The sequence below is a fragment of the Streptomyces sp. CNP082 genome, from assembly GCF_059570535.1.
Genome location: NZ_JCANSZ010000010.1, coordinates 1 through 26,449, shown reverse-complemented (window position 1 = coordinate 26,449; position 26,449 = coordinate 1). Strand labels below are relative to the sequence as shown.

Below are 26,449 nucleotides of genomic sequence, written 5' to 3'. Positions count from 1 at the left end.
GTGCGGTGGGTCACGCGGAGGGGGTAGCGCCGCCGGCGCACACCTGACACGATTCCTATGTTTCTCCATAGGAATGGCTGACGGGAAGGCGGGCGGTACCACCATGACCAGCAGTGCAGCGCAGGCACGCGCCGATCAGGCAAGCGCCGACCGGGCAAAGGCAGCCCAGGCAGGGGCGGAGCAGGCGCGCAAGACCGCCGAGGGGCTGGCGTACCTCTCCGGCTTCGGCAACCAGCACAGCACCGAGGCCGTCCCCGGCGCCCTGCCCACCGGCCGCAACTCCCCGCAGCGCGCCCCCCTCGGGCTCTACGCCGAGCAGTTGTCCGGCTCCGCGTTCACCGAGCCCCGCGCCCACAACCGGCGCTCCTGGCTCTACCGCATCCGCCCCTCCGCCGCGCACCCCCGCTTCGTCCGCACCGGCAACGGCGGCCTGCGCTCCGCCCCGTTCACCGAGGCGGTCCCCGACCCCAACCGGCTCCGCTGGAACCCGCTGCCCGAGCCCCCGCCCGGCACCGACTTCGTGGCCGGCCTGTGGACCCTCGGCGGCAACGGCGACGCCGCCCAGCGCGCCGGCATGGCCATCCACCTCTACGCCGCCAACGCCCCCATGACCCGCGTCTTCTCCGACGCCGACGGCGAACTCCTCGTCGTCCCCGAGCGCGGCGGCCTGCTGCTGCGCACCGAACTCGGCCTGCTGCGCGCCGAGCCGGGGCACGTCGCCCTCATACCGCGCGGCGTCCGTTTCCGCGTCGAGCCGCTGGACGCCGGCGCCACGGCGCGCGGCTACGTCTGCGAGAACTACGGCAGCCCCTTCACCCTCCCCGACCTCGGCCCCATCGGCGCCAACGGCCTGGCCAACCCCCGGGACTTCCTCGCCCCGGTCGCGGCGTACGAGGAGACGGAAGGCCCGGTCGAGGTCGTCAGCAAGTTCTGCGGCAACCTGTGGACGGCCACGTACGACCACTCCCCGCTCGACGTCGTCGCCTGGCACGGCAACCACGTCCCGTACGTCTACGACCTGCACCGCTTCAACGTCATCGGCAGCATCAGCTACGACCACCCCGACCCGTCCGTCTTCACCGTCCTCACCTCGCCCTCCGACACCCCGGGGCTCGCGGGCGTCGACTTCGTCGTCTTCGCGCCGCGCTGGCTCGTCGGCGAGGACACCTTCCGGCCGCCGTACTTCCACCGGAACGTGATGAGCGAGTACATGGGGCTTCTCGAGGGCGCGTACGACGCGAAGACCGCGGGTCCGGGCGGCTTCGTGCCCGGCGGCGGCTCGCTGCACAACATGATGTCCGCGCACGGCCCCGACCGGGAGACCTTCGAACGGGCCTCGGCGGCCGAGCTGAAGCCGCAGAAGATCGACGACGGGCTGGCGTTCATGTTCGAGACCCGCTGGCCGGTCACGCTCACGCCGCAGGCGCGTGACGCGGACCACCTGCAGCAGGGCTACGACGACGTGTGGCGGGGACTGCGGCAAGCAGGGGGTCTGGGGGGCTCCCCCGGAAAGCACAGCGGAGTATGACCGGCCTCTTCGCGCCCGACTCACTCCAGCTCAACCGCAAGCTGCCGCTGTGGTATCAGGTCTCGCAGTCCCTGCGCGCCTCCATCCTCGGCCGCCCCCCGGACGCGCCCCTGCGGCTGCCGACGGAGGAGCAGCTCGCCGGCCACTACGGCGTCAGCGTGCTCACCCTCCGCCAGGCCCTCAAGGAGCTGGAGGAGGAGGGGCTGATCACCCGGCACCGCCGCCGCGGCACCTTCATCGAGGCCGCCGCCCGCCGCACCGCCCCCGTCCGGCTGCTGGGCTCGGTCGACGCGATCGTCGCCCAGCAGTCCGGCGAGCGCACGACGCTCCTGGCCCACGGCCCCGCGCCGGTCCCCGGGGACCTCGCCGGCTACTTCCCGGACGTCGCCGAGGCCGTGACGTACCGCCGCCTGCGCCACGACGGCGACACCGGCGAACCCACCAACTGGGCCGTCAACACCGTCCATCCGAAGGCGGCGGCCGGCATCGACCCGGCGGACCTGGAGCGCTGGCCGATGACCAAGGTCCTGCGCGACCGCGCCGGCGTCCGCATCGCCCGCATCACGGACACGGTCACCGCCACCCTGGCCGACCCGGAGACCGCCGGGCTGCTGGGAGTCCCGCTGCTCAGCCCGATCCTGCACTACACGGGCGTCTCGTACGACGACGACGGCAGGGTGGTGGACGTGGCCCGGATCCGCTACCGGGGCGACCGGTTCTCGTTCAGCGTGACGCTGGAGGCGCCGCAGTAACGCGCCGGCCGGGTCAGCCCAGCAGCGCCGCCTCCTCGTCCGTGAGCCGGAGAGCGCCCGCGGCGACGTTCTCGGTGAGGTGGGCGGGGTTGCCCGTACCCGGGATGGCCAGGACGTGCGCGCCCTGGTGGAGGGTCCAGGCCAGCCGGATCTGGGCGGGCGTCACGCCGTGGGCGCGGGCGGCCGAGCGGACCTCCTCCGGGTCCGTACCCGAGGGGCCCGCCTCCCGGCCCTCGCCCGCGATGGCGAAGAACGGCACGTAGGCGATGCCCTGTTCCCCGCAGGTACGCAGCAGGGCCCGCTCCTCGTCGTCCGCGCCGACGCCGAAGGCGTTCTGGACGCAGACGACCGGGGCGATGGTCCGGGCCTCGGCGAGCTGGCCGGCGGTGACGTTGGAGACGCCGAGGTGGCGGACGAGGCCGGCCGCGCGGCAGTCGGCGAGGGCGCCGAAGTGGTCGGCCAGGGAGCCGTTCGCGCGGCGGCGGCTGGGCGGGAGGCGGAGGTTGACGAGGTCGAGGTGGTCGCGGCCGAGCTGGCGCAGGTTCTCCTCGACCTGGCCGCGGATCTGCTCGGGCTCCGCCCACTCCCACGCCCCCGACGGGTCGCGGCCGGCCCACACCTTGGTGGCGATGACGAGGTCGTCGGGGTACGGGGCGAGGGCGGAGTTGATCAGTTCGTTGGCGGCGCGGCGCGGGGAGAAGTAGAAGGCGGCGGTGTCGATGTGGTTGACGCCGAGTTCGACGGCGCGGCGCAGCACGGCGTGGGCGCGCCCCCGGCCGCCGGCGTCCGGCTCCGCGGCGGCGGGCAGGCGCATGGCGCCGAAGCCGAGGCGGTGGACGACGAGGTCGCCGAGCTGCCAGGTGCCGGCGGTGTCCGCGGTGATCGGGGAGGAGGTCATCAGCGGATGATGACACGGCGGTCGCGGACGCGGCCCCGCCGGGGATGTCGCACCGGGATCGTAGGATGCGCAGTGCCCTGCGGGCGGCCCGGGAGTCGAGGGGAGGACGGGGATGGGTGGTTCAGCGGACGGCGGACCGGCCGTGGCGGAGGCCGCCGAAGGCCCGGACGCCGCCGGCGGCTCCGCGCCGCTGCTCGCCGACCTCATGCCCTGGGGAGTCGCCCCGCTGCGGCTCGGCCGGGGGTGGGTCATGGCGCCCGACCCCGCTTCGCTGCGGGCGCGGTGGGACGCGCTCGTACGGGCGGAAGACGGCGAGCGGGACGCGCTCTTCGGGGCGACGCGGGCGCGGACGACGCACAGTGCCGTGGCGCAGTTGCCCGGGCGGGCGGCCGGGACCGGGCGGCTGGCGCGCGAGGCGGGGCCGTGTCCCGAGCCGGTGCGGGTGCTGCACGGGACGTACGACCGGCAGTGGCTGATCCCCGACCACCGGCTCATCGACGCCGCCCGCCCCGAGCTGTGGCGGGTCGCGGACGACCGGCAGTTGTTCGCCGTCGAGGCGGGGTACGTCGCGCCGGGGGCGGCCGGGTCCTGCGGGCCCGGCGTGGTCGCCTCCGCGCTGCTGCCGGACGGGCGGTCGCCCGCCGGGCGGCCGGGGCGGATCCGGCCGCTGTACCGGCGGCCCCGGGGGCGGGAGCCCAACGTCGCGCCGCGGCTGCTGCGTTGGCTGGGCAGGCGGCTGGGCGGCAAGGTCGCGCCGGAGGACCTGTTCGCCTGGGCGCTGGCCGCCGGGCGGGCCACGCCGCGCGGGTGCGCGGTGCCGCTGACCGGGGACGCCGAGGCGTGGCGGGCCGGAGTGGAGCGGGGGCGGCGGATGCTCCAGGTGCAGTTGCGCGGCGCTCGCGGCGGCGAGAAGCCCCGGCTGCCGGGCGGGCGGCGGCCGTACGTGCGGGCGGCGATACCGGCCCGGCCGGCGGAGGTGTCGTACGACCCGGAGGAGGAGGCGCTGTTCCTCGGTGAGGGGCGCATCGCGCCGGTGCCGCCGGGGGCATGGGAGTTCACGGAGGGCGGCGTGCCCGTGCTGGAGCAGTGGGTCGCCGCACGGCTGGAGCCCGGGGAGCCGGGGACGCTGGCGGCGATACGCCCGGGGACGTGGCCGCAGGAGTGGACGTCGGAGCTGCTGGAGCTGATCACGGTGCTGGCGCTGCTCGCGGAGCTGCGGGACCCGGCCGGGTCCGGCGGCGAGGGCGCGTACGGCGACGCGGGCGCGTACGGCAGCGAGGGCCCGCCCGGCGGCTGCGGCCCGTCCGGCGCGGAGATCACGGCGGCGGAGCTGCGCGAGGCGGGCATCCTCCCCGCCCCCGGGTCGGCCCGCCGCCCGGCGTCGGTGCTGGACCACCACGAGGAGGGCCCGGAGGGGCAGTTCGCGCTGATCTGAGCCCCCCTGGGCCCCGGCCGGAATCCGTCACTCCGCGCCGCTGCCCGGCGGCTCGAAACCGTCCAGCACCCGCCCCAGCAGCCGCCGGAACGCCTCCTCGTAGTCCCCGGGCTCCGCCGCCTGGGCCAGCACCGCGGCCAGGTGCGGGTACTCCCCCGTCCCCAACTGCTCCGCCAGGTACGCCCCCCGGACCGCCTGCTCCTCCGCCTCGCTCCACGGCAGCGCGCGGGCCCGTTCCGCGAGGGCGATCTCGAACGTCACATAGCTGGTCACCGACGCGGTGACCATCGCGACCAGCTCCATCTTCGTGCCCGGCGGCACGTCCAGGCCCGCCAGGGCGGCGAGGAAGCGGTCCAGGTAGCGCAGCGCGTGGGGCGTGAACCCGTACGCCGTGGTCGCGGTGAGCCGGGGCAGCCAGGGGTGCCGGCGCATCAGGTCCCGGGTCTGCCCGGCCAGTGCCAGCACGTCGGCGCGCCAGTCGCCGGTGAGGGGGACCGACAGGTCGTACTCGGCGCTGACCGCGTCGACCATCAGCTCGTGCAGGTCCTCCTTGCGCGGCACGTAGTTGTAGAGCGACATGGTGCCGCTGCCGATCTCGGCGGCGACGCGCCGCATCGAGACCGCGTCGAGCCCGTCCGCGTCGGCGATCCGCACCGCGGCGGCGGCGATCGCGGCGCGGCTGTGCGCGGGACGCGGGCCGCGGCCGGCGCGCTCGGGGCGGGTCCAGATCACCTCGGGGGTGGCGCCGCGCCGCGCCCCGTCGGCGGCTCGTCCGCTCGCTGCCATCGCTGCCTTCCCGGAGGGCCGTCGGTTGCCGGTTTACGTACAGCGTAATGAGTCGGCTATGCTCGGCCGCATGACAACTACGTACGATGTACTTAGTGAGGGTCTGGAGAAGCGCTACGGCGATGTCCACGCCCTCCGCGGCCTCGACCTCGCCCTGGCCGAGGGCACCGTCTGCGGGCTGCTCGGCCCGAACGGCGCCGGCAAGACCACCGCCGTACGGGTCCTGACCACGCTCACCCCGCCGGACGGCGGCAGCGCGCGGGTCGCCGGGCACGACGTCGTCGCCGAGCCGGCCGCCGTGCGCCGGGCCATAGGCGTCACCGGGCAGGACACGTCCGTGGACGACGACCTCTCGGGGCGCGAGAACCTGCGCCTCTTCGCCCGGCTGCTGCGCCTGCGCGGGCCCGCCGGGGGCCAGCGTGCGGACGAGCTGCTGGAGCGGTTCGGCCTCGCCGAGGCCGCCGACCGGCCGGCCCGTACGTACTCCGGCGGCATGCGGCGGCGCCTCGACCTGGCGGCCAGCCTGCTGTCCCGGCCGCGGGTCCTCTTCCTGGACGAGCCGACCACCGGGCTCGACCCGGCCAGCCGCGAGCAGATCTGGGCGGCGGTGCGCGAGCTGGCGGCGGCGGGCACGACGGTGCTGCTGACGACGCAGTACCTCCAGGAGGCGGACGAACTGGCGGACTCTGTCGTGGTCGTCGACAACGGCCGGGCGGCCGTCACCGGCACGCCCGACGAGCTGAAGCGGCGCGTCGGCGCGTACGCGGAGGTGGTCGTGGCCGAGGAGGCGGCGCTGGCGGCGGCGGCCGTGGTGCTCGGGCCGCTGACCGGCGGCGAACCTCAACTGGACGCGGAGCGGCGCGCGGTGGGGGCGGCGGCGTACGACCCTGGGCTGACGCTGCCGCGCCTGGTGCGGGAGCTGGACGCGGCGGGGGTGCCGGTGGTCGACGCGACGCTGCGCAAGCCGACGCTGGACGAGGTCTTCCTCCGGCTCACCGGGGCGGACGGCGCCCGGCCCGAGCAGAAGGAGGCGGCGGCATGAGCGATCTCGCGTACGACGGCATGGCCATGGTCGGCCGCCAGTTGCAGCGGGCCCGGCGCAACCCCGCGCTGCTCGTCATCACCCAGATGATGCCGCTGACGCTGCTGCTCTTCTTCGGCTACGTCTTCGGCAACTCCGTCTCACTCCCCGGCGACGCGGACTACCGCACGTACATCGTCCCGGGCCTCTTCGCCACCACCGCCGCCGGCGGCCTCGTCACCGGCATGCTGCAGGCCGCCGGCGACACCGGCCGCGGGGTGACGGAGCGCTTCCGGGCGCTGCCGATCAGCCGGGCCGCGGTGCCGCTCGGACACGCGGTCGCGGACGTGCTGCTGTTCACCGCCGGGCTGGTCCCGCTGGTCGCGGTCGGCTACGCCGTGGGCTGGCGGAACGACGGCGGCGCGGCGGCGACGGCCGGGGCGCTGGGGCTGCTGCTCCTGCTGCGGTTCGCCTCGGCCTGGGCCGGCGTCCACCTCGGCACGGTGCTCGGCAACGAGGAGGCGGCGGGGCAGTTGGCGAGCACCACGTTCATGCTCCAGTTGCTGTCCAACGCCTACGTCCCGGCCCACGGCATGCCGGGGTGGCTGCGGGCGGTGGTGGAGTGGAACCCGCTCAGCGCGTACGTCACCGCCGTGCGGGACCTGACGGGCAGCGCGCCGCCGGGGCTGGACGACGCGGCGGGCGCGGCGTGGCCGATGACGCATCCGGTGGCGGCGGCGCTGGGCTGGTCGGCGGTGCTGCTGGCGGTGTTCGTGCCGCTGGCGGTGCGGCGCAGCGCGCGGGGCCGGGGCTGAGGAACGGGAGCACGCGGGCGCGGGGTTGCTCGGGAGGTCCGGGCGGGCTCGGACGTACGCGGGCAGCGATCGGGGCGGGCGCGGCATGCCGGGTCGCCGCGCCCGCCCCGATACGAGCCGTCTGTCAGCTCCGGCGGTTGCCGAAGAGGGTGCGCCGCAGCTTCCGCAGCGGAGCGAAGAGGGAGACGCGCGCCATCCGGCCCGGCTTGGCGGCCCTGTCCTCGCGCGCGGTCAGCTCACGCATCAGCATGGTGGCGCTGTCCGTGTCCCCCTGGGGGGCGGCGGGTCCGCCGAGCACGGCTAGATGCCGGTCGACGCGCGCCCGCGACGCGGTGCTCCCGCAGTTGATCGCAGGAACTCGCGCTTTGCCGCGCATTGCAATCTGATCCATGACTCTCCCCACCCTTACGAGGGCTCCCGGCCCGGGCAGGCTAACCCTATCGTCTGCCCGCGTCACATGCGCATCCCCCACGCGGGAATCATCCCCAATTCCCCACCCACAACGCGGTCTTGACCTGGAGAACCGTTTCATCTGACGGGTTCAGGGGCCGCGCCGGTGGATCGTCTTCCGCTTCCTCTGGTTCCGTCCGTTCCGCCCGTTCCTCCGGATCCGCCCGGTCTGGCCCGGTGGCTACGGCGCGGGGGAGGCGGACTCGTCCGCGGAGTCGTCTGACGGCCACGTGTACCAGGAGCCGTTGAGGGTGTCGTAGTCGTAGAGCGGCCGGTCCTTGATGCTGCTGGTACGGAACGGGGCGCCCTGGTCGTCGATGCGGACGACGCCGGAGTCGTCACCGGTGCTCCACTCGACCTCCAGGTACCAGCGGACGTGGTACTCCTCGGTGTTGGCGCGGACGAGGAGCGACAGCGGATCGTCGGGGGTGACGCGGTACGGCAGCGCCGGGGGATCCCAGGTCTGCGAGGAGTCGCCGCCCTGCCGGGGCTTGAGAACGGGGCGGGGGACGTCGAGGTCGACGCTGTACGCCGCCTCGGTGACCTCGCCGCCGCAGCCGGACGACATCGCGAACGCGCTCCACGGCAGCGGCGTGCCGGTCGCGGTCTTGCGTACGTGGACGGCGGTGACGGTCACCGGCTCGTCGCCGCGAGGCTCGATGGCGGCCTCGACGTTGGTCTTGCCCCCGTGGACGGCGCCCTGGCTGGAGGCCCACGCCTCGGCGTCCTGCGCCATGGGCGGGGGCGGCACGTCGTCGGGCGACTTGTCGAGGACGTAGCGGTGGTCGCAGCCGAACTCCCAGACGTGGGAGCGCACGGACCACGCAAGGGGGGTCCGGGCGGCGGTTTCGTCCCCCCGGCCCCCGGGCGCGGCGCCCCCGTCCCTGCGGGGCGTGGCACCGGGCGCGGCGTCCTCGTGCTCGCCCTCGTCCGCGTCCTCGCCGCCGGCGGGTGAGGTCCTGCGCCGCTCGGACGGCCCGGCGGCCTCGTCCTTCCCCGCCGTCTCGCCGCCCCGCGCACCCCCGCCGCCCCGGCTCCCGTCGGCCACCACGCCGCTCGCGGGCCCGTCGTCACCGGCGGTCCTGCCCTCGCCGGTGGACCCGCTGGAGGTGGCGAAGAAGGCGACGAGCGCGGCAACGGCCACCCCGGAGACGGGGAACCCCACCCGCCGCCAGCGGCCCCGGGCCCCGGCGGGGTGGGGCCGGTCCGCCGCGGCGGCACCACGCACGGACAGCAGCACCCGCGGAAAGCGGCGGCCCCGGGGCCCGGCGGAGGGCCGGGCGCCGTCCGCGGGGGCCGCGCCGCCGGCGGGCGGCCCGTCGCCGGGGACCGGCTCGTCGACCGGGCCAGCAGTGCCGGCGGAGCCCGTCGCGGCACCGGTGGCGCCGGCACGTGCGGCGGCGGTGGGGGCGGTGGGGGACGTACGCGCCGCTGGCCTGTCCGGCGCGGCCGAGGGCCCGCCCTGCGCCGAAGCCGCCGCGGCGGTCGCGCCGCGGGCGGCACCCGCCGCACCGGACCGGCCGCGCGCTCCCCCGCGACCCGCGCCCGCCGCAGGCGCAGGCGTGCCCCGTTTCGCAGGCTCCGCCCCCCGGCCCCGGCCGCCGCCGCGCGGCTCCTCTCCCGCCGCCCACGACGGGCGCCGGGTGCCGCGGGCGCGGTGCCAGCGGCGGTGGAGTTCCACCAGCTCCTCCGGCGTCGCACCGCACAGGCGCGCAAAGCGCTCCGCCGGGTCGTAACTCGACGGGACCGCATCGCCGTTGCAGTAGCGGTGGAGGGTCGACGTACTCACGTGGAGGCGGGCCGCCAGCGTGCCGTAGCTGCGCCCCGAGCGCTGCTTCAACTCGCGCAACAGCGCCGCGAACTTCTCCGTCGCCGCGTCCCTCACGTCCTGTCCCCCGTTCCAACGCGTTCCACCCTAGCCCTGTTTGCGCTGGTGGGTGGTCCGATTCCCGTTCCAGCTTCCCGTTTCGACGCGGTTCGCTTGCGATCGGCTCCCCGCGGTCCGCAGGCTTGTCACCAGCACCAAGCCAAGCGCTCCAGCACCGAAGCAGCGCGGCGCCGGGCGGAGTACGGGGGTATCCGCTCGGCGCCGCGCGACGGCCTCCCGGGCCGGACCGGTTCGCGGGCGGCTCCCGGTGCGGTCTGCGCAGTCGTCGGCTCGGCCCGTGGTGGGCCTCGTCGGCCGGGCCACTGCGCGCCGGCCGCCCGGTGCCGCCGCGTACGACGGTCCGGCCCGGGTGACGAGGCCCCAGGTTCGGCGTGTACCCCCGAGGGCCCGGACCGGGTCCACCCGGTGGGGCCCTACGCGCCGGCGTAGGCGGCGCGCAGCGCCTCTTCCACCGCGGTCAGCGCGGTTCCGTGGTCGAGTCCGAGGCGCTGCGCCCGCTGCGCGTACGCCTGTGCCGCCGCGGCGGCCTCGCGCTGCGCGGCGTCGCCGGCGGCGGCCACGTAGCTGCCGTGCCGGCCGCGGGTCTCGATCACCCCGTCGCTCTCCAGCGCGCGGTACGCCTTGGCGACGGTGTTCGGGGCGAGGCCCAACTGCTCGGCGAGGCCCCGCACGGTGGGCAGTTTGGTGCCGGCCGGGAGCACGCCGCCGCGCGCCTGGGCGGAGATCTGGGCGCGCACCTGCTCGTATGGCGCCTCGGGCGCCTGCTGGTCGACGAAAATCTGGATGGTCACGGACTCATTGTGGTCCGCGCGGGGAAATTCGCACGACAGCGGCACCCCCGTGGCCGTACCGTGCGGCTCCATGAGTGTGCACGTACGCGACTTCCGCCCCGAGGACGCCGAAGCCGTCACCGAGGTGCAGCGCGCGGCGGTGCCGTTCGCGGTCATGACCCCGGAGTCGGTGCGCTGGAGCGTGGCCTCCGCGCCGCCGGAGAAGCGGCTGCGGCAGTTGGTCGCCGAGGTCGGCGGGCAGGTCGTCGGCGAGTGCGAGGCGTTCGTCAATTACGACGGCAGCACCCCGGGACAGGGTGTCGTCCAGCCGCACGTGCACCCCTCGCACACCGGTCGCGGCGTCGGCAGCGCGCTGGTCGAGGCGGCCGAGGCGCACCTCGCCGCGCAGGGCATGACCACCGTGTACACCTGGGTGTACGACCCGGGGCGCGACATCCGCTTCGCCGAGCTGCGCGGCTATCGCCGGGGGCGCACCGGCCAGATCCTCCGCCTCGACCTGCGCGAAGAACTCCGGCCGCGCCCGGAGCCGGCGCCTGGTGTGGAGCTGCGCGCGTACGCGGACTTCGACGACCCGCGCCCGCTGTACGAGGCGGACGCGGAGGCCGCCCTGGACGAGCCGAGCGACACCCCGGCCGACGCCATGACGTACGAGCACTGGCTCGACCACACCTGGCGCGAGCCGCTGCTCGACCACGACCTGACGATCGCGGCGGTGGTCGAGGGCGAGGTGGCGGCGTTCTCCCTGGCGGAGACCGACGGGCGCACGCGCTACCTGTCCGGGATGACCGGCAGCCGCCGGGCGTTCCGCGGCCGGGGGCTGGCGAAGCTCGCCAAGCACGAGTCGCTGCGGCGGGCACAGGCGGCCGGGTACACCGACGCCTTCACGGGCAACGACAGCGGCAACGGACCGATGCTCGCCATCAACCGCTGGTTCGGCTATGAGCCGCTCCTGGCCGAGCTGCGCTGCCTCAAGGACCTCTGAGTCGCCCGGCCCGCCGCGGCACCCGGCCCGCCCGCGTCACGGCGGGCCCGCCGACTGCGGCAGCACCACGGCCCGGTCCGGCACCCGGGGGTCGTACCCGACGGGGTCGTCCGCCCCGTGCCAGTGCACGACGAACCGCTCCCCCGCCCGGTACGCCTCCAGGGCGGCCCTGCAGTACGCCACCATGTCGTCCGGCAGCCCGGCCAGCGGATACCAGCCGATGCCCGCGCACTTGTCCGGCTCGGCGTTCACCGGCCGGGCGCCGGGCGGCAGTTCCGCGGCGAAGAACCACCCCATCCGCGGCCGGCCCACGGGCGGCTTGTGCTGCACGACGAGCGCCGCGGAGACCCGCTCCGGGTCGAGCACGACCCCGATCTCCTCCGCGGTCTCGCGCAGCACCCCGGCCCGTACGTCCTCGCCGTCCTCCAGGTGGCCGCTGGGCAGGTTCAGCAGCCCGTCCGCGTACCCCGTACCGGCCCGGCGGGCGAGCAGCACCTCCGGCTCGGGGGTGCGCCGGAGCAGCAGCAGGTGCACGTCCACGATCTCCCGGTGGCGGCGGGGCCGTTCGCGCGGGGCCGCGGGGTCCGGCGGTGTGGTGTCCGTCACGTCTGCGCTCATGCGCCGATCATCGCAGCCGCCACTGACACCGCCTCCGCCTTCAACGGCCGGGGGCGGGACCGGCGTCGGCGGTGCCGCCCGCCGGAACCCCCGCGGGGCCGTGCCCGGCGGCGGGCGCGGCCCGCGGGGATCTCCCTGCGGCGTTGCCGGTCACCTGCCTGCCTGGAGCGCCCCCCAGGTCAGCGGGCCGACGATGCCGTCCGCGTCGAGCCCGCGCGTGCTCTGGTAGTCGCGTACGGCCGCCTGCGTACCGGAGCCGAAGATGCCGTCGATGGCGACGGTGCGGCCGAGCGCGGCGGTCAGCGCGCGCTGCAGCCGGGCGACGGCGTCGCCGGTGGAGCCGTTCTGCAGGGTGGGCGTGGCGCCCTGGGCCAGCAGCGCGGTCCAGGTGCGGGGCCCGATGATGCCGTCCGCGGTCAGGCCCCTGGCGGTCTGGAACGCCTTCGTGGCGGTGACGGTGCCGGCGTCGAAGGTGCCGGTGGGGGTGGCGCCGCCGGGGTCGTGGCCGGCGGCCTTGAGGAGGCACTGGGCGGCGTCGACCAGCGCGCCGGTGGAGCCGGAGCGGATGGTTCCGTAGGCGCTGAAACTCAGGTCGGCGGTGGTGCAGGTGACGGGCGGCACGGTGCCCTCGCCGACGTCGAGGTAGTTGCGGTCGATGTTGACGCTCTGGCCTCCGTACGTCTCGGAGACCTCGCCGACGTACTGGTGGATGCGCTGGTGGCCGGACCAGTAGGCGTCGGGGACGTACGAGCCCGCGTCGGTGTCGGCGACACCGTTCCACCATGCGAACCACAGGTGGTCCACGCGCAGGTAGCGGCTGTCGTCGTAGACGCTCGCGGCGTCGCGGATGCCGGAGGAGGCGCTGGAGTACAGGCCGGAGAGGTAGCCCTGGGCGTGCAGCGCCTCGGTCCAGCCGGAGACGTAGCTCATGACCGCGGCCTTGCAGGAGTCGGTGGAGGCGTAGCCCTCGATGTCGGAGTAGAGGGCGCTGCCGGCCGGGATGCCGAGGTTCTGCGCGGCGGTCACGGAGGCGTTGGCGGCGCTCACGCCCTGGGCGCGGGCGGTGGCGGGATCGGCGGACATCTTGTGGGAGAAGTTGCTGCAGGGTGCCTGGCGGCCGACGTCGATGGGGATGAGGTGCCAGCCCTTGGCCGTCTGGTTCGTCACCCAGCTCGCGGTGAGGTTGGGCTGCGCGCAGGCGCGGGTGGCGCCGGAGATGTAGACGCCCACGGCACGGTACGGGGAGGCGGCGAGCCAGGCGTCCATCGCGCTCTGCGACGGCGCGGCGCAGGCGTCGAAGCCCTGGCCGCGGAAGTCGCCGGGCTGGGGTCCCGCGGCGGCGCGGGGGGTGGCGCCGGTGGACGGGGCGCCGGCGGCGGGCAGTTCGGTGCGTTCGGCACCGGCCGTCAGCTCGGCGGTGGCGAGGACGGCGCGTACCAGGTCCTCGGTCGCGGGGCTGTGCGCCGCGGTGACCAGGACGCCCGCGTCCTCGACGGCCACCTGGACGGCGCCGTCGCGGGACTTCGCGCCCGGTGCCGTCGCGCTGCCGCGCGGGGCGACGGCGGTGGCCGCGGTGGTCTGCCGGGCGGCCCCGGCACCGAGGGGTTCGACGACGATCCCGGCGGTACGGCCCTTGAGGCCGGGCGGGCAAGCGCTCTGGTCGCCGGGCTCGCCGAGGTAGACCGCGGGCCGGTCGAAGCGTACGCACGCGCCCGGGTCCGCGGTGAGGTCCACGACCCGCCAGTCGGCGGGGACGGTGACCTCGTAGCCGTGGTAGCTGACGGTGTTGCCGCGGGCGGGCGGGGGTTCGGCGGCGGCGGGGCCCGCGGCGGTGAGCCCGCCGAGGGTGACGAGGGCCGCCAGGCCGGCGAGCAGGGGGCGCCAGGCCGTACGTCTGGGTGACATCGCGAAATCGCTCTCCTCGTGCGGTGGGGTCTCCGGTGGCGGGACGGCGCTGCGCCACGTGTCTACGCGATGGCCGCAGCGCGGCGGTTGCGCGACGGTTGCGTGGCCGCTGCCTGGCAAGACACCGGCGTTCTTGACATGTACCGCCCAGTACAAGGATGGTGACGCCGAGGCAGCTCACGACGACCGTGACCAGGGGACGGTGTGATGCGCTATCGGGTCCTCGGCAGGCTCGACGTCTGCAGCGGCACGACGTGGATGCCGCTGAACGCCGCGAAGCAGCGCGCCCTGCTCGCCCATCTGCTCATCAACGCGGGCCGGTTCGTCCCCGCCGACGCGCTCATCGCCGAGCTGTGGGGCGACGACGTGCCGGACTCCGCCGCCAAGTCCCTGCAGGTCTACGTGCACCGGCTGCGCCGTGCCCTGGGCGGCACCCAGGAGACGCTGCACACCCGGCCCGGCGGCTACGAGCTGGCCGTCGAGCCCGACGGCACCGACGCCGGCCGCTTCGCGACCCTGGCTGCCGCCGGGCGCGCGGAGCTGGCCGACCGGCGGCCGGGGGCGGCCGTGGAGTCGCTGACGGAGGCGCTGGGCCTGTGGCGCGGGCCGGCGTTCGCGGACGTGCCGGCCACCGATGCCGTACGGGCCGAGGCCGCGCGGCTGGAGGAGTGCCGGCTGACGGCCTGGGAGGACCTGGCCGACGCGAAGCTGGCCGTGGGCCGGCACGCGGAGCTGGCCGCGGAGCTGGGCACGCTGCTCGCGCAGCACCCGCTGCGCGAGCCGCTGTGGGGCCGGCTGATGCTGGCGCTGCACCGCTCCGGGCGGCGCTCGGACGCGCTGCGTGCGTACGCGCGGGCCCGCCGGCTGCTGGCGGACGAGCTGGGCGTGGAGCCGGGGGCGCAGTTGCAGGAGGTGCACGCGGCGGTGCTGGCGGGCGGGCCGGAGCCGGCGCCGCGGCACGAGGCCGCGGAGCGGCAGGCGTACTGCCAACTGCCGGCGCGCATCCCGGACTTCGTGGGGCGGCGGGAGCAGTTGGTCCAGGTGCTGCGGTGGCTGGGGCGGCCCGAGGGGATGCCGGAGCACGGGGCCCCCGGCTTCGACGCGTGGCGGGTCGACGCGCGTCGCTCCGCGCCGCGCACCGTCCTCGTCACCGGCGTCGCGGGCGCCGGCAAGTCCACGTTCGCCGTGCACGCCGCGCACCTGCTCCGCGACGCCTTTCCCGACGGCCAGTTGTACGCCGACCTGCGTACCGCGTCGGGGTGCCCGGCCGACACCGGCGACGTCCTGGCCTCCCTGCTCAAAACCCTCGGCATGACCGGCGCCGCCATCCCCGGGACCCTGGAGGAGCGGGCCCGCCGCTACCGCGCGGAACTCGCCGACCGCCGCGTGCTCGTCGTCCTCGACAACGCCGACTGCGAGCGCCAGATACGCCCCCTGCTGCCCGGCACCGGCGACAGCGCCGTGCTCGTCACCAGCCGTGCCGCCCTCGCCGGGCTCGAAGGCGCGCTGCGCGTCGGCCTCGGCCTCCTCAGCGACGCGGAGGCGCTGGAGCTGCTGGCGCGGGCGGCCGGCGACGACCGTACGCGCCGCGACCCCGCGGTCGCCGCGCGGATCGCGGCGCAGTGCGGCAACCTGCCGCTCGCGCTGCGCATCGCGGGCGCCCGGCTGGCGACCCGGCGGCACCTGTCGCTGCCCAGGCTGGCGGACGCGCTGGCCGACGAGCGGCGACGGCTGGACGAGCTGGTCGCGGGCGACTTGGAGGTACGCGCCAGCGTCGCACTCGGCTACGCGGCGCTGGACCCCGCGGCGCAGCGGGCGTTCCGGCTCCTCGGCCTGCTGGACGTGCCGTCGGTGCCCGGCTGGGTGGTCACCGCGCTGCTGGGCGACGCGCCGGGCGGCACGCCCCGGCAAGCCCCCGCAGACCCCGCCCGAAGCGGCCGGACCCCGGCGGACCCGGCGCAAAGGGACACGGCCGCCCCGCCCCCGGCCGACCCCGCGGCCCTCGCCGAGCGGTCCCTCGACGCGCTCGTCGACAACCATCTCGTCGAGGTCCACGCCCCCGGCCCCGCCACCGAACCCCGCTACCGCCTCCACGACCTCCTGCGCCTCTACGCCCGCGAACGCGCCCACGCCCAGGAGCCGCCCGGCGAACGGGCCGCCGCGCTCAGCCGGGTGCACACCGCCTACCTCGACCTCGCCCGCCGCGCCGACGACGCCCTGGCCGCCGGCTTCTCCGGCCGCGTCACGGTGCCCCGCCCCGGGCACAGCCCTCCGGCGGCGGAGGCGGCCCGGGTCGCGGCGGACCCGCTGGCCTGGCTGGAGGCGGAACGGACCACACTGCGCGCCCTCGTCCGCCAGGCGGCCGACGCCGGCGAAGCCGGCACCGCGTGGCGGCTGGCGGCGGCGCTGGCGGCGTACTTCGAGTCGTCCGCGCACTTCGACGACTGGCGCGAGACGCACCGTACGGCGCTGGCGGCGGCGACCGCGGCCGGCGACCGGCTCGGCGTCGCCGTCCTGCACCGCGACCTCGGCGAGCTGGAGACCGTACAGGACCACTACGGCGAGGCGGTGGCGGCGTTCAAGCGGTCGCTGAAGGAGTTCGCGGCGCTGGCAGGACCGCGCCCGGCGCCCCGGGCGAAGCCCGGCGACCGCCCCGGCGGCCCGCCCCGCGACAGCGGCGCCGGCGCCGGCGGCCACCACCCCGCCGAGTCCGCTGCGGCGGCGGGCCTCGGCGTGCTGCTGCGGCTGCGCGGCCAGTACGCGCAGGCCGCGGCGTGTCTGCGGCGCGGCATCGAACGGGCCGCGGCGGGCGGCGACGTACGGTCCGAGGTCTACGCGCATAGTGGCCTCGGCACCGTCCATCTGGAGTGCGGCGAGCCCGGCGCCGCCCGGGGCGAGTTCGACCAGGCGCTGGCCCTGGCCCAGCAGGACGGCTACCGGCGCGGCGAGGCGTCCGCCGAGCGCAATCTCGGCCTCGCGGACCTCGCCGTCGGCCGCGTGCACTCCGCGGCGGCGCGGATGCTGCGGAGCTGCGAGCTGGCGGTGGAGAGCGGCGACCGGGTGGGCGAGGTGCACGCCCTGCAGTGGCTCGGGCATCTGACGGACGTGGCCGGGGAGCCCGCGCAGGCGCAGCGGATGCTCGACGAGAGCCTGGCGGCGTACCGGAGGTTCGGCGAGCGGTTCGGCGAGGCGCTGACGCTGCGCGCCCAGGCGGACCTGCTGCTGCACGCGCACCGGCCGGCGCAGGCGCAAGCCACGGCACGGCAGGCGCTGTCGATCTGGCGGCACCTGGACACCCCGTACTGGACCGCGCGCACGCTCGACGTGCTCGCCGCCGCACACGCGGCGGCGGGCGGCGCGGGGGGCGAGGTGGCCGCCGCCCGGGTACGTCGTCAGGCATCGGCTCTACGCGCGTCAGTCGGCCTGCCCGCGACCCTCCGCCCCCCGGTCACGGCCGGCCGCCGCCTCGGCGGGCACCTCACCCCGGCCCCGGACCCGTCCCCCGCGCTCCGCGCCCCGCGGGGCCCGCTGCGCGTGGCGGCGGAGAGCCGCTGACGCGGCGGGCGGGGACCCGTGGGACGGCCCGCCGCCAGAATCTCCCCTCCAGCAGCGGGCCACTCGTAGGTTGTGCGTCAGGCGCGTGCTTTGCTCACGAACGTTCGCGCAATCGTTCGCCACGCGCTTCCGCTACCTGAACGGCATCCGTGAGCGCTTCACGCAGGCGCTCGCCCGCAAACCTCCACTCGTCCTGACTGCGCAGCTCGTCGAGCATCGGACCTGTGATCTTCAGCAGAGCCTGGGCGCTCGCCAGGAGCCGGACCTCAGCGTCGTCAGCGACCCTGTCGAGCACTCCGCCCCTGTCGCTGATGACGTACACCTTTCGGTCCCCCTCCAGCCACGGAAGCCGCCGGGGGCGCGTCATCGGGACACCGGAGCCAGTGCCAGGATGCCGGCAAGGAAGGTCGCGTACGCCAGCACGGGCGGGATTGCCACCGCCCGCCCACTGGTCCGCCTCGGTAGTCTGTGGTTCATCAGCGCTCCTAGTCAGCGTTGGTCACAGCCCGGGGGTGTGAGCGCACCCGCCGGGCCCTTCGCTGCTCAGCTTACCCGCAGTTATCCGCGGTTATCTACGGATGCACGATGATCCGCGGTCATCCACGCTGACGTTATGGCCCTCGATCGCTCTCGTCCGCTCTGGAAGCAGATTGCCGCAGAGATCATCCAGCGCATCGACGATGGCAGGTACGCGCCCGGATCCCGCGTGCCCTCCACGCTGGAATTGGCGCAAGAGTTCGGAGTGGTGAACGCCACCGCAGCGAAAGCCATGCGCCACGTGCGGGAACAGGGGTACACGCGCGGTGAAGTGGGCATGGGCACGTTCGTAGTGGACGACCCTCCGGCGCGCCGCTAGCCGGTCCGCAGCCGGCCGTGTCCGGGGCCCGCCCGATCGTCGTGCACTGAGCCCGCCTCCCCCGCCAGTCAAGCCGGGGCACCGGAGTGCCCCGGCTTGGGCGCCTGGCCGCCCCAGTGATCCGAACCCCGTGAAGCGGTCGGCCAGCAGCCGTCAGTGGCCGTGACCGCCGGAGTCCTCCCCGCCAGAACTGCTCTCGGTGCCCTCCTCGTGCTCCCCGGCCGGCGTGCTCTCCTCGCCCGTGCCGCCGCCCGCGGTGACGGTGAAGGCCGCGGTGCGCACCTCGCCGTCGTGCTTGAAGTCGAGGAACAGGCGGTACGAACCGGTGCTGGGCGCGGTGGCGGAGAAGGCCACCTCGGGGCCGGGCTCCGTGCCGTCGCCGGGCTCGCCGTTCGGGTGGACGTGCAGGTACGCCAGGTCGCCGGCGCGGAGCGCGACCAGGTGCCCGTACGCGCCGAGGTACGGCTGGAGGTCGGTGACCGGCTTGCCGTCCTTCTCGACGGTGAACCCCACGTCGCGGGCGGAGCCGGGCGTCAGGGCGCCGTCGAGCGTCACCTCGTACCCGTCGACGGTCGCGGTCCGCTCCGGCTCGGCGAGCGGCGCCGGGCGGTAGTCGCCGGCGACGGCGAGGTCGCCGCCCAGGGTCAGGCCGTTCTCGGGGCCGCCGGTGGGCACGAAGTCGGCGAAGACCCGGTAGTCACCGGCCTTGGGCAGCTCGACGGGGGTGCTCCAAGTGCCGGTGTCGTCGCGGACGGGGTGGAGGTGGCGGTACGTGCCGAGGTCCCGCGAGGCGACGATCAGGTGCAGCTCCTTGCCGCCTTCCCGCTCGTACGAGGTGACGGGCTCGCCGTCCGCGCCGCGCACGGCGAAGCGCAGCTCGGCGGGGCGGGCGTCGATCCGCTCGGTGTCCAGGTCGAGGGTGTAGCCGGCCTCGGAGAGCTGCAGCCCGCCCGCGGCGGGACCGGCGTCCTCGCCGTGGCCGCCCTCCTTCCCGCCCGCGCCTTCCCCGGCGCCCGCGTCGGCGCCGTCGCCGTCGGCGGCGGCGTGCCCGTGGGCGGGGGCGCTGTCCCCGTCGGTGACGGGCCCGACGGCACTGCCGACCCCGTACGCCCCGGCGAACGCGACGGCCAGCGCGCCTGCGAAGAGTCCGGCCCTGGCTGCGGTGTTCATCGCTCGCTCCTCTCGGTCGGCCCGTCGCTGCGACCGGCCTCGATACCGGCGACAATACCCCCTGGGGGTATAAAGTCAAGCCTGGGCCAGCCCTTGCATTCGATACGGGCCAGGGGTATACATGGCGTCGAAGGATGTAATACCCTCCAGGGGTATAGCACCACGAGGAGCAGTGATGACCACCACCACGCCCGGCAGGACGGCCGAGGTCGAACTCGCGATCGGCGGCATGACCTGCGCCTCCTGCGCCGCACGGATCGAGAAGAAGCTCAACCGTATGGAGGGCGTCGAGGCCACCGTCAACTACGCCACCGAGAAGGCCAAGGTCACGTTCGCGGACGACGTGGCGGTCGACGACCTGATCGCCACCGTCGAACGTACCGGTTACACCGCCGCGCCGCCCGCCCCCGCCGGACCGGCCGCGGGCGACGGTTCCCAGGACGGTGCCGGCGGGGAGAGGCCCTCCGACGAGCTGCGGACCCTGCGCCAGCGGCTCTTCGGCTCCCTGGCACTGTCGGTGCCGGTGATCGCGATGGCGATGGTCCCCGCCCTGCAGTTCGAGTACTGGCAGTGGCTCTCGCTCACGCTGGCCGCGCCGGTGGTGGTCTGGGGCGCCTGGCCGTTCCACAAGGCCGCCTGGGTCAACGCCCGGCACGGCGCCGCCACCATGGACACGCTGATCTCGGTCGGCACGATCGCGGCGACCGTGTGGTCGCTGTGGGCGCTGTTCTTCGGCACCGCGGGCGAGCCCGGCATGACCCACCCCTTCGAGCTGACCATCTCCCGCGGCGACGGCTCCGGCAACATCTACCTCGAAGCCGCGGCCGGCGTGACGACGTTCATCCTCGCCGGACGGTACTTCGAGGCCAAGTCCAAGCGGAAGGCCGGCTCGGCGCTGCGCGCGCTGATGGAGCTGGGCGCCAAGGAAGTGGCGGTGCTGCGGAACGGCCGCGAGGAGCGGGTGGCCGTGGACCAGCTCGCGGTCGGGGACCGCTTCGTGGTCCGGCCCGGGGAGAAGATCGCCACCGACGGCACCGTCGTCGAAGGCGCCTCCGCCGTCGACGCCTCCATGCTCACCGGCGAGTCCGTGCCGGTGGAGGTCGCCGTGGGCGACGCCGTCACCGGCGCCACCGTCAACGCCGGCGGCCGGCTGGTCGTGGCGGCCACCCGGGTCGGCTCCGACACCCAACTGGCCCGGATGGCCCGCCTGGTCGAGGACGCCCAGAACGGCAAGGCCGCCGTGCAGCGGCTCGCCGACCGGATCTCCGGCATCTTCGTCCCCGTCGTCATCGCCCTGTCCCTGGCGACCCTGGGCTTCTGGCTCGGTACGGGCGACGGCATCGCCGCCGCGTTCACCGCCGCGGTCGCCGTGCTGATCATCGCCTGCCCCTGCGCCCTCGGCCTGGCCACCCCGACCGCCCTCATGGTCGGCACCGGCCGCGGCGCGCAGCTCGGCATCCTCATCAAGGGCCCCGAGGTGCTGGAGTCGACCCGCAAGGCCGACACCGTCGTCCTGGACAAGACCGGCACCGTGACCACCGGCACCATGGCCCTGCACACCGTCCACACCGCGGACGGCACGGACGAGGACACCGTGCTGCGCCTTGCGGGCGCCCTGGAGCACGCCTCGGAGCACCCCATCGCCCAGGCGGTGGCCGCGGCGGCGACCGCCCGCGTCGGTACGCTGCCGGTGCCCGAGGACTTCGCCAACGTGCCCGGGCTCGGCGTCCAGGGCGTCGTCGACGGCCACGCGGTCCTCGTCGGCCGGGAGCAGCTCCTCGCGGAGTGGGCCCTCAAGCTGCCCGCCGGACTGGCGGCGGCCAAGGAGCGGTCGGAGCAGGCCGGACGTACTGCGATCGCGGTCGCCTGGGACGGCGAGGCCCGCGCGGTGCTGGAGGTCGCCGACCAGGTCAAGCCCACCAGCGCGCAGGCCATCAGCCGGCTGCGGGACCTGGGGCTGACCCCGATCCTGCTCACCGGCGACAACACGGCCGTCGCGAAGAGCGTCGCCGCCGAGGTCGGCATCGACGAGGTCATCGCCGAGGTCCTCCCCGAGGACAAGGTCGACGCGGTCAAGCAGCTGCAGGCCGAGGGCCGTACGGTCGCCATGGTCGGAGACGGCGTCAACGACGCCGCCGCCCTCGCCCAGGCCGACCTGGGCCTGGCCATCGGCACCGGCACCGACGCCGCGATCGAGGCCGCCGACCTCACCCTGGTCACCGGCGACCTGCGGGCCGCCGCGGACGCCATCCGGCTCGCCCGCTCCACCCTGGCCACCATCAAGACCAACCTCGGCTGGGCGTTCGGGTACAACACCGCCGCCCTCCCGCTCGCCGCCGCCGGTCTGCTCAACCCGATGCTCGCGGGCGCGGCGATGGCCTTCTCCTCCGTCTCGGTGGTCGCCAACAGCCTCCGGCTGCGGCGCTTCCGGCCGCTGGGCTGAGCTTAAGCTCAGGCCGTCGTGGGACACCGGGCGGCCAGGTTGGATGAGCCATCAAGGGCGACCCTACGAGAGCCATACCCGGTGTCCGCGGGCCTCCAGCCCCTACAACCAGCCTTGATCAACCCGCTCAACAACGTAGGACCCGACGATCCCCGGATTGCGGCTGCTCGGCCCACTGCTCGATCGTTCGCACGTGAGCCGGGTGCAGTCCTTGCCGGGGATCAGGTTGGACGAGCAGGGTTGGCATTCCTGCCGCGGTGCGGCGGGTGGCCCATTCGTGGTCGAGGGCGGTGAAGTCGTCGTCGATCCAGGCGGCTGGGGTGTCCCCGAGCCACGGGTCGACGTAGTCGCGTTTCCACAGGTAGCCGTTGGGGTGGCTGGTGGTGATCGGCAGCCGGGGGAGGTCAAGATGTGGGAAGGCGGGCAGGCCGAGGAGTGGTGCGATGAGGCGGGGGGCGTCTTGGCGCCAGCTTGTGCACCAGGCCGGGGCGACCAGCCCGGTTTCCAGTAGGGCGCGGATCAGTGGGCCGTGTGCGGGGTTGAGCCAGACGGTGACGGTGTCGTCGGAGGCACGTCCGGCCGGGAGAACGTCGTGGCAGCGGTGGGTGTGCGGGGTGCTGCCGTCAGCAGCGGGGAAGGGTATGAGGACGCCGTCGATATCGAGCAGCAGGTGGGGCGGGGGCATTTCTACCTCCGGGGCTCGTGGGTGAGGGTGTGAAGCTCACTGCTTGCGCGCGGCGATCAGAAGGGTGGTGGGCCAGCGGCCGGGGCCCGGGGCGTTGAACTCCTGGGTGTAGGTCATCGCGAGGCCGGCGTCGTCAAGGTGCGCCACCCAGCGCTCGGCGTCGAACTCCCAGCGGGCCAGCGGCAGGCGGGTGTGGTCGGGCAGGGTCACGAAGTCGCGCCGGGGGTGGTCGTCTGCGGCCGGCCGACGGCCACGGCGTGCGGGATGGGGCACTGAGAAGGCGAGGGTCCGGCCGGGTTTGAGGTGTGCGGCGATGGCCGGGAGGAGAAGGTTCGGCATGACGAGGCCGATGGCTCCGAACACTGAGTAGATCGCTTCGTATTGCTGCTGGGACGCTTGCAGGAAGTGCAGGGCGTGGCCGGCGACGAAGGTGGCGCCGCTGATGTGTCCGTAGTGTGAGCGGGCTCGGCGGATCTGCAGTCCGACCAGGTCGACGCCGGTGGCTTGGGCGCCGCGGTGGGCGGCCAGGTAGGCGGTGTTGTGGCCGGGACCGCAGCCGAGTTCCAGTACCTGGCACCCGTACAGGTCCGGGCCGAGGATTTCGGCGCCGGGTCCTTGGCCGGTGCGGGTGGTCCACTCCATGCGTGCCGGGGCTGGCAGCGGCTCGGCGGGGCCGGCGGCGGTGCGCTGCGCAGCGTGAGCGAACCACGGGGTGGGGTGAGTGGGCATATCAGGGTTCCAGCAGTCGTACGGCGTCGTTCAGGTGGCGGCGTACGACCTTGAGGTAGGCGGGGTCGGTGGTCGGGTCGTTGACCCAGCGCACGGCCTGTTCGAGAAACCACTCGGTGATCCAGACGCGGTGCCAGCCCAACGCCCATGCTTCCGCCGTCAGGCCACCACGGTCGGCCAGCGCGTCCTGGTGCCCGCCCTCGGTTACGTAGGTCTCCAGGAAGACGCGGGTGCGGCCGGGTTCGGGGGCGTCGAGGGTGCCGTGCCAACTGGCCAGGTCCAGCAGGCCGGGGCCGGTGAAGGCACGGGCGAAGTCCAGCAGCCGCCAGCCGGTCGCTCCGATGTGCAGGCTGGTGGGGTGAAACTCCGAGTGCACCCAGCCGAACGGCTCCAGTGCTGCCCCGGCAGCACGCGCCTCGGCGGCGCCGGTGAGGGCGCCGAGGGCGTCGGCGACGTCGTCCGCGTCGCCCCAGCGGCCCGTCTCACGCAGTCGCCGCAGGTGGTCGGTGGCGCGCGCGGGCAGTGCCCGTAGTCCCTCCTCGTCGAGCACCGGCAGGGCCCCGGCGCGGGGCGCGGCGTGCAGGGCCGCGGCAGCGGCGGCGCCGTCGAGGTCATCGGCCTCGCGTGTGGCGGGGCCGAGGTCTTCGAGGAACATGCCCAGCCATTCCTCGCGGGTGGCGGAAGCGAAGACCTGCGGAACAGGGATGTCGCGGGCGCGGGCCTGACGCAGGGCACGGTCCTCGGCGTCGAAGGGGCGGGTGGCGTACTTGAAGATGGCGGTGCTGCCGTCGGGGAAGTTCAATCGCTCTACCCCCGACATCGACCACACACGCACCTCCTCCCGCTTGGCGGCGGGCTGCCCGACAGCGGCGCACAGTTCGGTGAAGAGCTTGGTGATCAGCGTCTCGTCCATGGGTGGATCTCCGGATGTTGAGGTGGAGGGCTTCGGGGCCGGCTGGCGAGTGTGCCAGCCGGCCCCGAAGCCCGTACTGCGGCGCGAGCTACGCGGCCGGGGTGACGCGGTGGGAGTAGACCTGTTCGATCCAGCCGGCCTTGAAGTCGGCCAGGTCGTCGCGGAAGGCGTTCATGGAGGCGCCGTACGGCGCGACGACGCCGCCGGACTGGTCGGGCACGGACTGGCAGCCGTGCACCAGCCGGCCGCCGAGCGCGGCGTGGGCCTTGATGGACTCGATGCGGCGGTGCTCGTTGAACCAGCCGCCGTGGTAGACCTCGTCCAGCAGCCCGCCCATCGTGTCGTCCAGGTCGAAGACGACGGAGGTGGCGGCGGGGAAGAACCAGCACGGGCCGACGTTGGAGATGTGTCCGTCCAGCTCGACCTTGTTCAGCGCCATGATCGTGGCGGCCTCGCGCAGCATCCGCAGATGGGAAGCGGTGATCTGCGGCATCCCGAGGCTGGCCAGGTGCTCCTCGCGGAACAGGTACGCGTATACCTCGTACGCCGTCCGCAGCACCAGAGCCGCGTCGGATGTCGGGGCGGCGTGTTCCTTGATGAACTGCAGCGCCATCTGCTCGACGGCGCTCTCCGTGGTCTCCTGCGCGCCGAGGAGTTGATCGGTGACCAGTTGCCAGTCGGCGACGAGCCAGGTGTTCGACTCGAAGCGGAAGAAGTAGTCCGCCGGGTCGATGGTCAGCCGGGTGCCGTTGACCTGGATGCCGGGCAGTCGGCTCCAGCGCTCATCGAGGGCCTGCGGTAAGTCGACCGAAATGGTCGTGGTGTCGATGGTCGTCACTGCGGTTTCTCCGTCTCTCCTCGGGCAGGGCCTGAGCAGCGTCACATCGCTCAGGCCAGCGCCTTGCGGATGGTGGGAAGCCGCCCGGCCCAGGCGGGGCAGCATGGTCTGCGATGGGTGAATGTCGCACCGGGCGGCCTGCCAATCAGTGAACCGGCCGCTACGCACAGTGGGTACGGTGGAGGGCGGGTAAGTCGGTATACGCGGTTTACAGCCTCGCGATCGGGGAGGGTCGTGAACGCTTCGAAGCAGCCCAACGCCCGCCTCCAGGCAGCCATCTCCGAGGCTGGCTGCACGCTGGACGCCCTTGCCCGCGACGTGCGCCGCATCGCCGCCGAGAACGGCGAGATCATCCAGACCAACAAGTCCGCGATCTCCCACTGGGCAAACGGCACTCGCCGCCCCACCGGACAGACTGACCGGTACCTCGCCGAGGCACTGTCCCGTCGCCTCGGGCGCGTCGTCACCCCGGCAGCGTTAGGCTTCGCCGACGGCGGTGAAGCGGTACCGGACCACGACGCCGATCCCGTCATCGCTGCCGCCGGTCTCAGCCGGGCCGATGTCGAACGCCACCGGCATCTGGCCGTGGCCGCCTTCACCGTCGCCGGAGTCGCGATGCCGCTCGACTATGACCACGAAGCCGCCTCCCGCCTGCTGCGCGCCCGCACCGGTCGTGCCTTGGTCGGCGCAGAGGATGTCGAGGTCGTCCGCCAGATCACCGCCGCCTTCAGCGCCGCCGACGAACGCCTGGGCGGTGGCCACGGACTGACCACCGTCGCCGCCTACCTCGCCGACACCGCAGCCCCCATGCTCCGAGGCCGCTTCCCCACCGACGCCTTACGCCGAGCCGCCTTCGGCGCCGTTGCCGAACTCGCCTACCTGGCCGGCTGGAAACACCACGATCTCAGCCACGAAGGCACCGCCCAGCGCTACTACCAAGCCGCATACCGTCTGGCCTGTGAAGCCGACCCGCACGCCCACGCCGCCTGGATGATGCGCGCCCTGGCCCACCAGGCACTCAGCCTCAAACAGCCCCGTCACTGCGTGGACCTCTCAGTGGGCGGTTCGCGAGGTGATGTCCGTTTCTGGTTGGGGTTGGAGAAGGTTCGCTGGTGGAGCTGTGTCGGCTATGGCTTCCTGGTGAAGTTGCCGGTGTTGGCTTCGGTGAGGATGCCGAGTTTGACCAGGCGTTTCAGCTTGGCNCGGGTGCCTTCGATGTTCTTCGGCAGCGGTTCGTGGCCGAGGGCTTCGCAGACGTCCTTGGCCCGTAGCGGTCCGGTTGCGTGGTTGAAGGCGGCGAGGATGCGGGGGTAGTCCGGGTGCTCGGGCAGGTCCGGCGGGGAGGCGGGGAGCCGGTCGGCGAGGCCGGTGATGGTCTTGCGGGTGATCGT

21 protein-coding genes and 3 pseudogenes are annotated in these 26,449 nt (G+C 74.5%); 10 read left to right on the top strand and 14 right to left on the bottom strand.

The window, feature by feature from the left end; translation table 11 throughout:
* Positions 1-103 precede the first annotated feature (103 nt).
* Positions 104-1,528 carry a homogentisate 1,2-dioxygenase gene (hmgA, locus tag B124_RS11415; RefSeq protein ID WP_496502636.1) on the top strand — a complete coding sequence of 475 codons (1,425 nt, stop codon included), beginning with the start codon at positions 104-106 and terminating at the stop codon, positions 1,526-1,528.
* Positions 1,525-2,280, top strand: a complete 756-nt coding sequence (locus B124_RS11410) for a GntR family transcriptional regulator (protein ID WP_496502635.1) — start codon at positions 1,525-1,527, stop codon at positions 2,278-2,280. The genes hmgA and B124_RS11410 overlap by 4 nt, the downstream gene beginning before the upstream one ends.
* A 13-nt stretch (positions 2,281-2,293) precedes the next feature.
* Here the strand turns inward: B124_RS11410 and B124_RS11405 are convergent, their stop codons facing one another.
* Positions 2,294-3,178 carry an aldo/keto reductase gene (locus tag B124_RS11405; RefSeq protein WP_496502634.1) on the bottom strand — a complete coding sequence of 295 codons (885 nt, stop codon included), beginning with the start codon at positions 3,176-3,178 and terminating at the stop codon, positions 2,294-2,296.
* Positions 3,179-3,290: 112 nt separating this feature from the next.
* Between B124_RS11405 and B124_RS11400 the strand changes: the two genes are divergently transcribed.
* Positions 3,291-4,613: a type ISP restriction/modification enzyme gene (locus tag B124_RS11400; protein WP_496502633.1), complete on the top strand. Its 1,323-nt coding sequence runs from the start codon at positions 3,291-3,293 to the stop codon at positions 4,611-4,613.
* A 27-nt stretch (positions 4,614-4,640) separates the two neighbouring features.
* Here the strand turns inward: B124_RS11400 and B124_RS11395 are convergent, their stop codons facing one another.
* Positions 4,641-5,399 (bottom strand): TetR/AcrR family transcriptional regulator C-terminal domain-containing protein, encoded by a 759-nt coding sequence (locus tag B124_RS11395; protein ID WP_496502632.1) that lies wholly within the window; start codon positions 5,397-5,399, stop codon positions 4,641-4,643.
* A gap of 70 nt (positions 5,400-5,469) precedes the next feature.
* Between B124_RS11395 and B124_RS11390 the strand changes: the two genes are divergently transcribed.
* The gene (locus tag B124_RS11390) at positions 5,470-6,441 is read left to right on the top strand and encodes an ATP-binding cassette domain-containing protein (RefSeq protein ID WP_496502631.1); all 972 of its coding nucleotides are present in this window, start codon (positions 5,470-5,472) and stop codon (positions 6,439-6,441) included.
* Positions 6,438-7,235, top strand: coding sequence for an ABC transporter permease (locus tag B124_RS11385; protein WP_496502630.1), 798 nt, complete (start codon positions 6,438-6,440; stop codon positions 7,233-7,235). The genes B124_RS11390 and B124_RS11385 overlap by 4 nt, the downstream gene beginning before the upstream one ends.
* A 124-nt stretch (positions 7,236-7,359) precedes the next feature.
* On the opposite strand, the gene B124_RS11380 is transcribed toward B124_RS11385, so the two are convergent.
* From B124_RS11380 to B124_RS11370, 3 genes are all read right to left on the bottom strand, one after another.
* Entirely contained in the window at positions 7,360-7,626 is a 267-nt protein-coding gene (locus B124_RS11380) for a hypothetical protein (RefSeq protein WP_078564210.1), read from the bottom strand.
* A 240-nt stretch (positions 7,627-7,866) separates the two neighbouring features.
* The gene (locus B124_RS11375) at positions 7,867-9,570 is read right to left on the bottom strand and encodes a helix-turn-helix domain-containing protein (RefSeq protein ID WP_496502629.1); all 1,704 of its coding nucleotides are present in this window, start codon (positions 9,568-9,570) and stop codon (positions 7,867-7,869) included.
* Positions 9,571-9,986: 416 nt separating this feature from the next.
* Positions 9,987-10,364 (bottom strand): GntR family transcriptional regulator, encoded by a 378-nt coding sequence (locus B124_RS11370; RefSeq protein WP_496502628.1) that lies wholly within the window; start codon positions 10,362-10,364, stop codon positions 9,987-9,989.
* A 76-nt stretch (positions 10,365-10,440) separates the two neighbouring features.
* Here B124_RS11370 and B124_RS11365 point away from each other — a divergent pair, with 76 nt between their 5' ends.
* The gene (locus B124_RS11365; protein WP_496502750.1) at positions 10,441-11,346 is read left to right on the top strand and encodes a GNAT family N-acetyltransferase; all 906 of its coding nucleotides are present in this window, start codon (positions 10,441-10,443) and stop codon (positions 11,344-11,346) included.
* 36 nt (positions 11,347-11,382) lie between these two features.
* Here the strand turns inward: B124_RS11365 and B124_RS11360 are convergent.
* A pseudogene (locus B124_RS11360) lies at positions 11,383-11,922 on the bottom strand (NUDIX hydrolase); the annotation flags it as partial.
* Between the two features lie 192 nt (positions 11,923-12,114).
* Complete coding sequence (locus tag B124_RS11355) at positions 12,115-13,869, bottom strand: glycoside hydrolase domain-containing protein (RefSeq protein WP_496502627.1); 1,755 nt, start codon at positions 13,867-13,869, stop codon at positions 12,115-12,117.
* A 207-nt stretch (positions 13,870-14,076) separates the two neighbouring features.
* On the opposite strand from B124_RS11355, the gene B124_RS11350 reads away from it, so the two are divergent.
* Positions 14,077-17,424 carry an AfsR/SARP family transcriptional regulator gene (locus tag B124_RS11350; RefSeq protein ID WP_496502626.1) on the top strand — a complete coding sequence of 1,116 codons (3,348 nt, stop codon included), beginning with the start codon at positions 14,077-14,079 and terminating at the stop codon, positions 17,422-17,424.
* Positions 17,425-17,518: 94 nt separating this feature from the next.
* On the opposite strand, the gene B124_RS11345 is transcribed toward B124_RS11350, so the two are convergent.
* Entirely contained in the window at positions 17,519-17,746 is a 228-nt protein-coding gene (locus B124_RS11345) for a hypothetical protein (protein ID WP_496502625.1), read from the bottom strand.
* Positions 17,747-18,037: 291 nt separating this feature from the next.
* Between B124_RS11345 and B124_RS11340 the strand changes: the two genes are divergently transcribed.
* Positions 18,038-18,280, top strand: a complete 243-nt coding sequence (locus B124_RS11340) for a GntR family transcriptional regulator (RefSeq protein ID WP_496502624.1) — start codon at positions 18,038-18,040, stop codon at positions 18,278-18,280.
* 153 nt (positions 18,281-18,433) lie between these two features.
* Here the strand turns inward: B124_RS11340 and B124_RS11335 are convergent, their stop codons facing one another.
* On the bottom strand, positions 18,434-19,450 hold the full coding sequence (locus tag B124_RS11335) for a DUF8832 domain-containing protein (RefSeq protein ID WP_496502623.1): 1,017 nt from the start codon (positions 19,448-19,450) through the stop codon (positions 18,434-18,436).
* 175 nt (positions 19,451-19,625) lie between these two features.
* Between B124_RS11335 and B124_RS11330 the strand changes: the two genes are divergently transcribed.
* Positions 19,626-21,893 carry a heavy metal translocating P-type ATPase gene (locus B124_RS11330; protein ID WP_496502622.1) on the top strand — a complete coding sequence of 756 codons (2,268 nt, stop codon included), beginning with the start codon at positions 19,626-19,628 and terminating at the stop codon, positions 21,891-21,893.
* A gap of 127 nt (positions 21,894-22,020) precedes the next feature.
* Here B124_RS11330 and B124_RS11325 read toward each other — a convergent pair whose 3' ends face one another.
* The 4 genes from B124_RS11325 to B124_RS11310 form a co-directional block, all read right to left on the bottom strand.
* Positions 22,021-22,578, bottom strand: a complete 558-nt coding sequence (locus B124_RS11325) for an HAD domain-containing protein (protein ID WP_496502621.1) — start codon at positions 22,576-22,578, stop codon at positions 22,021-22,023.
* 36 nt (positions 22,579-22,614) lie between these two features.
* Complete coding sequence (locus B124_RS11320) at positions 22,615-23,307, bottom strand: class I SAM-dependent methyltransferase (protein WP_496502620.1); 693 nt, start codon at positions 23,305-23,307, stop codon at positions 22,615-22,617.
* A 1-nt stretch (position 23,308) separates the two neighbouring features.
* On the bottom strand, positions 23,309-24,220 hold the full coding sequence (locus tag B124_RS11315; RefSeq protein ID WP_496502619.1) for an aminoglycoside phosphotransferase family protein: 912 nt from the start codon (positions 24,218-24,220) through the stop codon (positions 23,309-23,311).
* A gap of 88 nt (positions 24,221-24,308) precedes the next feature.
* Positions 24,309-25,058 carry a hypothetical protein gene (locus B124_RS11310; protein WP_496502618.1) on the bottom strand — a complete coding sequence of 250 codons (750 nt, stop codon included), beginning with the start codon at positions 25,056-25,058 and terminating at the stop codon, positions 24,309-24,311.
* 234 nt (positions 25,059-25,292) lie between these two features.
* Between B124_RS11310 and B124_RS11305 the strand changes: the two are divergent.
* Positions 25,293-26,129, top strand: a pseudogene (locus tag B124_RS11305) (NsdA family TPR-like regulatory protein); the annotation flags it as partial.
* A 56-nt stretch (positions 26,130-26,185) separates the two neighbouring features.
* Here B124_RS11305 and B124_RS11300 read toward each other — a convergent pair.
* Positions 26,186-26,449, bottom strand: a pseudogene (locus tag B124_RS11300) (hypothetical protein); the annotation flags it as partial.

Bases quoted from the DNA above. Each gene is read 5' to 3' on its own strand.
- B124_RS11355 (WP_496502627.1), bottom strand. From the start codon at position 13,869: ATGTCACCCAGACGTACGGCCTGGCGCCCCCTGCTCGCCGGCCTGGCG.
- B124_RS11350 (WP_496502626.1), top strand. From the start codon at position 14,077: ATGCGCTATCGGGTCCTCGGCAGGCTCGACGTCTGCAGCGGCACGACG.
- B124_RS11320 (WP_496502620.1), bottom strand. From the start codon at position 23,307: ATGCCCACTCACCCCACCCCGTGGTTCGCTCACGCTGCGCAGCGCACC.
- B124_RS11405 (WP_496502634.1), bottom strand. From the start codon at position 3,178: ATGACCTCCTCCCCGATCACCGCGGACACCGCCGGCACCTGGCAGCTC.
- B124_RS11340 (WP_496502624.1), top strand. From the start codon at position 18,038: ATGGCCCTCGATCGCTCTCGTCCGCTCTGGAAGCAGATTGCCGCAGAG.
- B124_RS11330 (WP_496502622.1), top strand. From the start codon at position 19,626: ATGACCACCACCACGCCCGGCAGGACGGCCGAGGTCGAACTCGCGATC.
- B124_RS11335 (WP_496502623.1), bottom strand. From the start codon at position 19,450: ATGAACACCGCAGCCAGGGCCGGACTCTTCGCAGGCGCGCTGGCCGTC.
- B124_RS11325 (WP_496502621.1), bottom strand. From the start codon at position 22,578: ATGCCCCCGCCCCACCTGCTGCTCGATATCGACGGCGTCCTCATACCC.
- B124_RS11400 (WP_496502633.1), top strand. From the start codon at position 3,291: ATGGGTGGTTCAGCGGACGGCGGACCGGCCGTGGCGGAGGCCGCCGAA.
- B124_RS11315 (WP_496502619.1), bottom strand. From the start codon at position 24,220: ATGGACGAGACGCTGATCACCAAGCTCTTCACCGAACTGTGCGCCGCT.
- B124_RS11410 (WP_496502635.1), top strand. From the start codon at position 1,525: ATGACCGGCCTCTTCGCGCCCGACTCACTCCAGCTCAACCGCAAGCTG.
- B124_RS11395 (WP_496502632.1), bottom strand. From the start codon at position 5,399: ATGGCAGCGAGCGGACGAGCCGCCGACGGGGCGCGGCGCGGCGCCACC.
- B124_RS11385 (WP_496502630.1), top strand. From the start codon at position 6,438: ATGAGCGATCTCGCGTACGACGGCATGGCCATGGTCGGCCGCCAGTTG.
- B124_RS11390 (WP_496502631.1), top strand. From the start codon at position 5,470: ATGACAACTACGTACGATGTACTTAGTGAGGGTCTGGAGAAGCGCTAC.
- B124_RS11380 (WP_078564210.1), bottom strand. From the start codon at position 7,626: ATGGATCAGATTGCAATGCGCGGCAAAGCGCGAGTTCCTGCGATCAAC.
- hmgA (WP_496502636.1), top strand. From the start codon at position 104: ATGACCAGCAGTGCAGCGCAGGCACGCGCCGATCAGGCAAGCGCCGAC.